This window comes from Nocardia sp. NPDC059764 (assembly GCF_042732555.1).
Lineage (GTDB): Bacteria > Actinomycetota > Actinomycetes > Mycobacteriales > Mycobacteriaceae > Nocardia.
Window position 1 is genome coordinate 21,833 of sequence record NZ_JBHWHH010000088.1, and the last position, 8,490, is coordinate 30,322.

8 protein-coding genes are annotated in these 8,490 nt (G+C 67.3%); 3 read left to right on the forward strand and 5 right to left on the reverse strand.

Features of this window, described 5'->3' with window-relative positions:
* The first annotated feature begins 23 nt into the window (after window positions 1-23).
* Together ACFV4K_RS20290 and ACFV4K_RS20295 are read left to right on the forward strand one after the other, a co-directional pair.
* Window positions 24-956 (forward strand): pseudouridine synthase, encoded by a 933-nt coding sequence (locus ACFV4K_RS20290; protein WP_379276760.1) that lies wholly within the window; start codon window positions 24-26, stop codon window positions 954-956.
* Window positions 957-1,002: 46 nt separating this feature from the next.
* Window positions 1,003-1,767, forward strand: coding sequence for a CPBP family intramembrane glutamic endopeptidase (locus ACFV4K_RS20295; protein ID WP_379276762.1), 765 nt, complete (start codon window positions 1,003-1,005; stop codon window positions 1,765-1,767).
* Window positions 1,768-1,963: 196 nt separating this feature from the next.
* Here the strand turns inward: ACFV4K_RS20295 and ACFV4K_RS20300 are convergent, their stop codons facing one another.
* The 4 genes from ACFV4K_RS20300 to ACFV4K_RS20315 form a co-directional block, all read right to left on the reverse strand.
* Window positions 1,964-2,962: a sulfotransferase domain-containing protein gene (locus ACFV4K_RS20300; RefSeq protein WP_379276764.1), complete on the reverse strand. Its 999-nt coding sequence runs from the start codon at window positions 2,960-2,962 to the stop codon at window positions 1,964-1,966.
* A gap of 125 nt (window positions 2,963-3,087) precedes the next feature.
* A complete protein-coding gene (locus ACFV4K_RS20305) occupies window positions 3,088-5,247 on the reverse strand; it encodes an MMPL family transporter (RefSeq protein WP_379276766.1) in 2,160 nt (719 codons plus the stop codon).
* Between the two features lie 35 nt (window positions 5,248-5,282).
* Window positions 5,283-5,795 carry an EXLDI protein gene (locus tag ACFV4K_RS20310; protein WP_379276768.1) on the reverse strand — a complete coding sequence of 171 codons (513 nt, stop codon included), beginning with the start codon at window positions 5,793-5,795 and terminating at the stop codon, window positions 5,283-5,285.
* A 202-nt stretch (window positions 5,796-5,997) separates the two neighbouring features.
* On the reverse strand, window positions 5,998-6,960 hold the full coding sequence (locus tag ACFV4K_RS20315) for a LysR family transcriptional regulator (protein WP_379276770.1): 963 nt from the start codon (window positions 6,958-6,960) through the stop codon (window positions 5,998-6,000).
* A 60-nt stretch (window positions 6,961-7,020) separates the two neighbouring features.
* Between ACFV4K_RS20315 and ACFV4K_RS20320 the strand changes: the two genes are divergently transcribed.
* On the forward strand, window positions 7,021-7,443 hold the full coding sequence (locus ACFV4K_RS20320; RefSeq protein ID WP_357089166.1) for a DUF5997 family protein: 423 nt from the start codon (window positions 7,021-7,023) through the stop codon (window positions 7,441-7,443).
* Between the two features lie 254 nt (window positions 7,444-7,697).
* On the opposite strand, the gene ACFV4K_RS20325 is transcribed toward ACFV4K_RS20320, so the two are convergent.
* Complete coding sequence (locus ACFV4K_RS20325) at window positions 7,698-8,291, reverse strand: hypothetical protein (protein ID WP_379276771.1); 594 nt, start codon at window positions 8,289-8,291, stop codon at window positions 7,698-7,700.
* Window positions 8,292-8,490 lie beyond the last annotated feature (199 nt).

Genomic DNA, 8,490 nt, shown 5'->3' on the forward strand with positions numbered 1-8,490 from the left:
ACCCGGGGGCTAGGGTTTCCCAGGTGAGACGCAGGCAGCAACCACCGCTACCGAAGCGGCACGGATTGGATCCGGCTCGGTTGCGGCTACCCGAGGAGGGCGACTGGGCGACCATCCGCGACCACCTCGTGGAACGGCTGCCCCGGGTCCGGCCCGAACGCATCGACGAACTGCTGCTCGAGGGCGGCATCGTGGACCTGGCGGGACCCATCGCCCTCGACACCCCCTACGCGCCCGGCGGCGCGGTGTGGTTCCACCGCGATCTGCCCGAGGAGACCGAGGTCCCCTTCCCCATCGGCATCGTCCACCGCGACGACGACATCCTGATCGTGGACAAGCCGCACTTCCTCTCGACCATCCCCCGCGGCCAGCACATCCTGCAGACCGCCCTGGTGAAGCTGCGCCGGGAACTGGACCTGCCGGATCTGGTGCCCGCGCACCGGCTGGACCGGGTGACCGCCGGACTCGTCCTCTTCATCATCAATCCGGCTCGGCGCGGGGCGTATCAGACCATGTTCCACAAGCGCCTGGTCCACAAGGAGTACGAGGCCATCGCGCGCTTCGATCCCGATCTGGAGCTGCCGCGCACGGTCATCAGCCGCATCGTCAAGGAACGCCAGGTGCTCAAGGCCTACGAGACCGAGGGTGAGCCGAACGCCGAGACGCTGATCGAACTCCTCGACCACCGGGACGGGCTGGGCCGCTACCGGGTGCGACCGCGGACCGGCCGCACCCACCAGATCCGCATCCATATGAACAGCCTCGGGATCCCGATCCTGGGCGACGACTTCTACCCGGAACTCACCGACAAGCCGGTCGACGACTACACGCGGCCGCTGCAGTTGCTGGCGTCGGCGCTGGAGTTCCCCGACCCCGTCACCCGCGAGCCCCGGCGATTCGAAACCGCGCGCACCCTGCGGGCCTGGGACGACCCCGCGGGCTGGGCGAGCGATTAACCACAATCGAAGCGGATTCCAAGAATTCGCTCGTACACTGGCCGGGATGTCTCGAAACGATAACGGCGCGGCGGTGGCACTGCCGGAAGCGCCCACCCCGACCGGCCACAAGCTGCACGCCTACGTGGACGTTGCCGTCGTGGTCGTCGTATTGACCTGCACCAACCTCATCGCACACTTCACCAACCAGTGGGCCAGCATCCTCTCGGTGCCGATTGCCGCGGTGGTGCTGGTGGCCATGGTCCGGCGTCGCGGACTGGGCTGGGCGGAGCTGGGACTCTCCCCCTCCCAGTGGCGGCGCGGCTCGGTCTGGGCGCTGGCGGCGGTGGGCGTGGTGCTGGCCGCCGTGGCCATCGGCGCGGCCCTGCCCATCACCCGGCCGTTCTTCCTGAACGACCGCTACGCCGCGGTCTCGGGCGCGCTCATCGCGTCCATGATCGTCATCCCCTTGCAGACCGCGATTCCGGAGGAGCTCGCCTTCCGCGGCGTGCTGCACGGCACCTTGGATCGCGTGGTCGGCGCGCGCGGCGTGTTCGCCGCCGGGTCGATGTTGTTCGGGCTCTGGCACATCGCCTCGTCACTGGGACTGACCAGCGGCAACAAGGGCCTCACCGGCTTCCTGGGCAGCGGCCCGGCCGGGCAGATCCTCGGCATCGGGCTCGCGGTGCTGGCGACGGCCGGGGCGGGCGTGGTCTTCACCTGGCTGCGGCGGCGCAGCGGGAGCCTGCTCGCGCCGATCGCGCTGCACTGGGCGGTGAACGGCGCGGGCGCTCTGGCCGCCGCGGTGGTGTGGCACGTGACCGTGCGCTAGCGGCGGCCCCTCCGACGAAAGGAGAGGAGGCCGGCTGACCTGGGAACAGAGGATTATGGTCAGCCGGCCCGGGGTCGGTTCGGCGGGTTGGGCCACGCCGAACCGAGTCTGTGCGTCGGGCCGAACTGTATCGGTTGTCCAGTTCACCCCGAGGCACTTTCGCAAAAAAAGTGAAACGTGTTTCTGTCAGACCAGCTCAGGCCGGGTGATTCCACCCCAGATCGCGCCCCAGCAGCTCGAACAGCTCCTCGTTGTACGGGCGGTAGAACTCCCGCAACCGGGCCAGCGACTCGGCCTCGGCGGGCGGGTACTCCAGCGGATTGCGGTTCACCACCTCCGCGTGCAACTCCGGCTCCACCGCGGGCAGCCCGAGGAACTCGTGGATGCCGCACACCGTCTTGGACACATCGGCGAAGAAGTCCTCCGCCGCGACCAGGTGCACATTCTCGCGGCCGTAGGTGTCCAGCCAGCGCCGCACCGAGTTCACGTAGATCCCGGCCGCCAACATCGGCATGGTCGGCAGCATGGTCGGCGGCGGCGGACCCGGGAAGGCCCCCAGCGCCAGCGACACGTACTCGCCGAAGTTCTCGCCGTAACGCCCACTGCGCAAACCGTTCTCACCACTGAGGAACAGATCCCACTTGTAGTGCGAATACGCCCGCCGCACCGGATCGCGCAGCATGATGATGACCTTCGCGCCCGGACTGGACTCGCGGAGGTTGTCGATCAGCGGCACATCGTGCAGCAGCGGATCGAAATGCCCCACCAGCGCCCGGCCGGTGCGCTCGGCGACCGCCGCCTTCTCCCGTTCGGTCGGTAGGTACGGACCCCAGGCGGCCGGGAAACCGTGGCCGATCTCCTTCGTCAGCGGCACCACCACGCTCGGATGCTGCATCAAATAGGCTGCCAGATCGGTCGTTCCGCTCTTCAGTGCTCCCACACACGTGAAGTCGGGCAAAGCGCGCGGTCCGCCGAAACGGGACCGCCACCAGAGCCGAATCGGCGGCACCGCACCGAAATAGTGACTCAGCGTCAGGTACCGCCAGCCCAGGCGCAGGCTGCGAACCGGATGCTTCAGATGACGCTCATTGTGGTATCGCCGCAACTGCCATTGCTCGAATACCTGGAAGCCTTCCGTATACCGGTCGCTGCCGGTACAGGCCCCCTCCTGAACAGCACTGTCGGACTTACTCATTCATTCATCCCCTCACCAGGCGATCCCACTGCCACCGGGAATCGACTGACGAAGACGGTATCAGCGAACCGGCCCGCTTCTCGAAGGGAGAAGCGGGCCGGCCTATTCGGATACCTATTCGAAACTTAGTGTCGCGATTGTCCGCTTACCACATCGGTTTCCGGCCATTCGGCATCCCACACCGGCGGTTTTTCGGCATCCCCGCCGTGCCCCGGCCACCAGGCGAAGCGGCCGACCAGAGCCGTCACCGCGGGCGTGAAGAACATCGCCATGACGAACGCCGCGATGGTGATGCCCAGCGAGATCGCGAAACCCATCTGGGAGAGCACCGAATTGCCCGCCAGCATCATGGAGGCGAAGGTGCCCGCCAGAATGACACCGGCCGCCGCCACCGTCGGACCCGTGTGCCGCACCGCCAGCGCCGCCGCGGCGTGCGGATCGTTGCCCTCCCGGGCCTCCTCCCGCAAACGGGCCACCATGAGGATGTTGTAGTCGGTGCCCAGCGCCACCACGAACAGGTACATGATCAACGGCAATTGGAAGATCAGACCCTGCTCGCCCTGGATGCGCTGGAACACCAGCACCGCGGAACCCAGCGTCGCCGCGAAGCCCAGGAACACCGAGGCCATCAGGTACCAGGGCGCGACCACACTGCGCAGCAGCAGCGCCAGCACGATCATGATCAGGATGCCCGCGACGGGGAACACCACCGTGTAGTCACGGTTCATGGCGTGCTGGAAGTCGACGAACACCGAGGTCATACCGCCCACCACCGCGGTGGTGCCGGCCGGGGCCGAACTGTGCGCGGTATCGCGCAGCGGACCCTTCACGGTGTCCAGCGCGGCATCGGATTCCGGCTTGTCGGCGAGGGTCACCTGGAACTCGGCCACCGCGCTGTCCTTCGACAGCGTCGCCGGCGACACCTGGCCCACACCCTTCACACCGGTGAGCGCCGCCCGGAAGGTGTCGAGCTCGCCCTGGTTCAGCGTGCCCTGCTCGGCGCGCAGGTAGACCTGCGACGGCTGGGTGCTGCCCGCGGGCATGCCCTTGAGCAATTCCTTGCCGTACACGGTGGATTCGGCCGCGTTCGAGGTCGAGCCGGAGCTCAGATCGAAGGTCGGGTTGAAGCCCAGCGCGAAGACGCCCAGCACCAGCAGCACGCCGCCGGACACCGCGGCGAACACCGCCGGACGCTTGCCCAGCGCATTGCCGACCGCCCGGAACCGCGCGCCCTCGGGCTCGGTCTGCCAGGCCTTCGACGGCCAGAACACCTTGGTGCCCAACAGCGAGACGATCGCGGGAACCAGGGTCAGACCCGCCAGCAGCGCCACCGCCACCGCGATGGCCAGGGCGATGCCCATGGACCGGAACATGCCCAGGGTGGACAGGGTGAGCGCGCCGAAGGCGATGATCACCGCCGCCGCGGCCGAGGTGATGGCCTCGCCGACCCGGGTGACCGAGCTGACCATGGCCGTCTTCGGGTCCTCACCGGCCCGCAGTCGCTCCCGGTAGCGGAACATCAGAAACAGGATGTAGTCGGTGCCGACGCCGAACAGCACCACGACCAGCAGCGACTGCACCGAGTTGTCGATCTTGAGATCGAATGCCTCACTGGCCGCGGCGATCACGCCGTTGGCCAGCGCGGACACCATGCCGATCACGATGATCGGCAGCAGCGCGATGATCGGACTGCGGAAGATGACCAGCAGCAGCACCAGGATCAGCACCACGGTCGCGATGCCGATGATGGCCAGGCCCTTCTGACTGGAATCCTGCTGATCCAGCATCTGGGCCGCGGTACCGGTGACGCCGGCCTTCAGGTCGGTGCCGGAGACCTGCTCCTTCAGCGCGTCACGCAGCGCCTTGACCGCGTCGGTCTGGTTCTTGGCCGCCGCGTCGGTCTGCTTGGTCATGCCGACCGCGACCACGCCGATGGCCTTGGTCTCCGACGGCGGCAGGGCCTGGACGCCGGTGACGTCCTTGATGTTCCGCTCCGACAGCTTGGTGGCGGTCGCGGCGATGGCGGCCGCGTCCTGGTCGGTCAGCGGCGCCCCGTCGGAGCGCTCGAAGACGATCAGCGCGGCCGGGGTGTTGCTGTTCGGGAAGGCCTTCTGCTGCAACTCCATCGCCTGGACGGATTCGTAGTGCGAAGGCAGGAAATCGGACTGTTCGGTGGTGGCGGTGAGCTTCGGCGCGGTGGCGACGACCGCCACGATGGCGATGAGCCAGGCGCCGATCACCAGCCACGGGAATCGGACGACGAAGCGTCCCAAGCGGGAGAACATGCGGGAGAAGTCCTTTCGGGGTTCGGCCGCGCTATTCAGATGTCGAGGACCTGCGAGGCCGGGTTCTCCAGCACGTCGGCGACGACGCGATAGACCTTGGCGGGAATACGATCCCGCAACTCCCCCAGCGAATCCACGATGTCGAGAGTGAAGTCGCCGTATCCATCCTTATCCAACTGAAGGAATTCTCGCCACCCCCCGAATCCTTTGAGCCAGTCCGCCATCACCGAAAGATCCGACTGGTCGGAATTCTTGCGGACGGTGAGGAACTCCTCCTTGCGCTCCCGCGCGACATCCTTGGAGGCCTGCGCGAAGTCGGTCCACTCCAGGTAGTGGCGGTGCACGACCAGCTTGCCCTTGCGGCTCAGGAAGACCTGCACCGTCTCGCTGCCCTCCCCCGTGACGTGACGACCGTCCGCCAGCGGGCGGCCGACGAAACGCTGGGTGCGGCGGCCGCCCGGGCCGACGCGGAGGGTAACCTCGCACATACCCTCGGGCAGGGGATCCGGGACCAGGTCGGTGTCGGGCTTGTCCATTTCGAGGGCCATGAGACGCTCCGAATCATTCGTAGATGCTTATATGGGCATGCGTGTACGACACGGCACCCCGGCTCTCACATCCGGTGTGCCGCAATCGATCTCAGCGATACCCGACGGCGGAACGCCGTCTTACGTCACTATAAGTAGACGTATACGTATAGAGCAACCCTGAGTCGACCCTGAGATTTCTCCAGGTCGACCCCCGAACCGGTCAGCGACCGCGCCGCTTACCCGGCTTCCGCGCGGCCCCCTGCTTCGACTTGGCCGCTGCCGCGGGCTTTTTCGCGGGGGCGGGCTTGCGCTTCGGCGCGGACTGCTGCTTGGCCTGCTTGTCCGGCTGCTGCCCCGACGGCGACCGGGAACTGCGCTGGGAGCGGCCGCGGACCACGCCGACGAACTCCTCCACCAGCTCGGTGGTGGCGGCGGTCGGCCAGGCCAGTGCGATCTCGGTCTCGGGGACATCGGTGACCGTGCGATAGACCAGATCCTTGCGGTGGTGCAGGCGGGCGATCGAATGCGGGACGATGGCGGCGCCGCTCACCGCGGCCACCAGTTCCATGGTCATGGCCGCGTCGTCCAGGTCGGCGGCGTCCTGCATGCGCTCGTCGGCCAGATCGGCGGTGGCGACCTGATCGAACAGGGCGATCGGATGGTCCTTGGGCACCACGACCACCGGGACCTCGCGGTACAGCGGGATCGCGCTCATGCCGTCACGGTCGATCGGCAGGCGCACGAAGCACATGTCGACCGCGGCCGTGCGCAGCGCCGACTCCTGCTCCTTCATCGGAACCGGGATCAGGTCGAGGGCGACCTCGGGGAAACGCTCACCCCAGATGCGCTCCCACTTGGTGACGGTCACGCCCGGGACGAAACCGACGCGCAGGCGATCCACCGCCTCCGGGGCGGCGACCGGTTCCGGCGGCGCGGCCGCGATGAGCGCTCGGGCCTGTTCGAGCACCGCGTGACCGTCCTCGCTCAACTGGGTCGGCTGCGCACCGGGCACGAACAGCTTGGTCTCGAGCTCTTCCTCCAGCTCGATGACCGTGCCGCTCAAACGCTGCCGGGAAATGCCCAGGCCACGCGCCGCCCGGGCGAAGTGCAACTCCTCGGCAACAGCGACGAACCAGCGCAGACGCGTGATGTCGATGGACTCCAACCGGCCCTGACCTGTCATGGGGTCCAGGTTATTGCACCGGCCAGCGGGTTCTCCCCACCCGCCCGATACGCTGGACCGGTGAGCCCGGACAAGAACACCCAGACCATGAAGCCGCTGACCGCGGCGAACAAACTCGGCATCTACCTCCCGGCTACCCCGGAGGAGTTCCAGAGCTCACCCATCACCCGCGCTCAGCTCGACGAACTGCGCGCCAACCCGCCGCAGTGGCTGACCGACCTGTACGCCAACGGCCCGTTCCCGCGCGATGTGGTGGCCCGGAAGCTCGGCATCTCCAACTCCGGCCTGGGCCGCGCGGGGGTGTCCGACGCGCTCACCGCCGAGGAGATCACCGCCCTCCTCGCCGACCCGCCGGAATGGCTGGTCCGCGAACGCGAGAACCTGGTGGCCGTCCGCAAGGAAGCCGACCGGGTCAAGGAGAAGGACGCCGCGCGCCGCGCCGCCTCCAACCGTCCGCCCAAGAACCTCTTCGGCCCCAAGTAGGAACTCACCGGCCCCGGACAGGAACGCACAGTCGGCGCAGCACCGATCAACCGGATCCGGGGCCGCGCCGAGGCAGTGCCCGAGGTGACGGCGCGGCGGTCGGACCGACACCGGCGGCGATGCCTAATTGACCAGCATTGGCGCAAACACGTTCGAAATACTCAGACCTCGGGGTCTGACTTCAATAATGGCGATCCGCGAAACATTGTCGAGCATGCGAACTCACCGATCGCGCTCGATCAGCGCCGTAATTCTCAGCAGTAGTAGCAGACGCCGTTGGCCGGGAGCTCGGTGAAACAGTTGACGCACACGGCCTTCCGCGCCTCCGGCTCCGGCTTGGCCACCGGCGCCGCGGCCGCCGCGGTGACCCGGCGCGGCGCGCCGCCATTGCGCGGAATCAGCGGCGGAATGCCACCGTCGGTCGGGATGTCCGCACCATAAGCGGCGTAGCACTGCCACCGGGCGTAGGCGGCGTGCACCTCGAGGTCGGCGGGAATCGGCAGGTGCGCCAGCTCCAGCACGTACTTGTAGCTGTCGCTGACCTTGTGATTCTGCTTGACGCACAGGGCGGTCAGCGGCGGTTCGCCGGCATTGTGGCAACGGCGCGCGACCTTGCGCAGGATGGCGTCCATCCAGGTGCGGGTCGGCGCGTCGGTGCGAATGCCCGACATCTCCTGAACACGCTCGGCCAGTTCGTTCACTGTGACGAAATGTCCGTAGCCGGAAGCACATTCGGCCAGTACCTCGTGGGCGGCCAAGGACCAGGCCACGGCCGCGTCGCGGAAAGTCACCGCGGTCCGGTCGTCGATCCGCCAAGCCCCGGAAGTTGTTGTCGCAGCATCCCTCATAGCTCGTACACGCTAACGCTTTTGCCGGGCGACACGCCAATTCCATTTGGACATATGGGGTTTCAGTTTGGTCACACTCGTCCAGTTTTGGCATTACCGGCCAGTACCCGGACAAAAAGAAAGGAACCGCTTCCCGAATGGCAAGCGGTTCCCGCACTCTCCCCAGAAAACACACCGGTCCGCTTCCCCACAGGGAAGC

Bases quoted from the DNA above. Each gene is read 5' to 3' on its own strand.
- ACFV4K_RS20295 (WP_379276762.1), top strand. From the start codon at position 1,003: ATGTCTCGAAACGATAACGGCGCGGCGGTGGCACTGCCGGAAGCGCCC.
- ACFV4K_RS20300 (WP_379276764.1), bottom strand. From the start codon at position 2,962: ATGAGTAAGTCCGACAGTGCTGTTCAGGAGGGGGCCTGTACCGGCAGC.
- ACFV4K_RS20305 (WP_379276766.1), bottom strand. From the start codon at position 5,247: ATGTTCTCCCGCTTGGGACGCTTCGTCGTCCGATTCCCGTGGCTGGTG.
- ACFV4K_RS20310 (WP_379276768.1), bottom strand. From the start codon at position 5,795: ATGGCCCTCGAAATGGACAAGCCCGACACCGACCTGGTCCCGGATCCC.
- ACFV4K_RS20315 (WP_379276770.1), bottom strand. From the start codon at position 6,960: ATGACAGGTCAGGGCCGGTTGGAGTCCATCGACATCACGCGTCTGCGC.
- ACFV4K_RS20325 (WP_379276771.1), bottom strand. From the start codon at position 8,291: ATGAGGGATGCTGCGACAACAACTTCCGGGGCTTGGCGGATCGACGAC.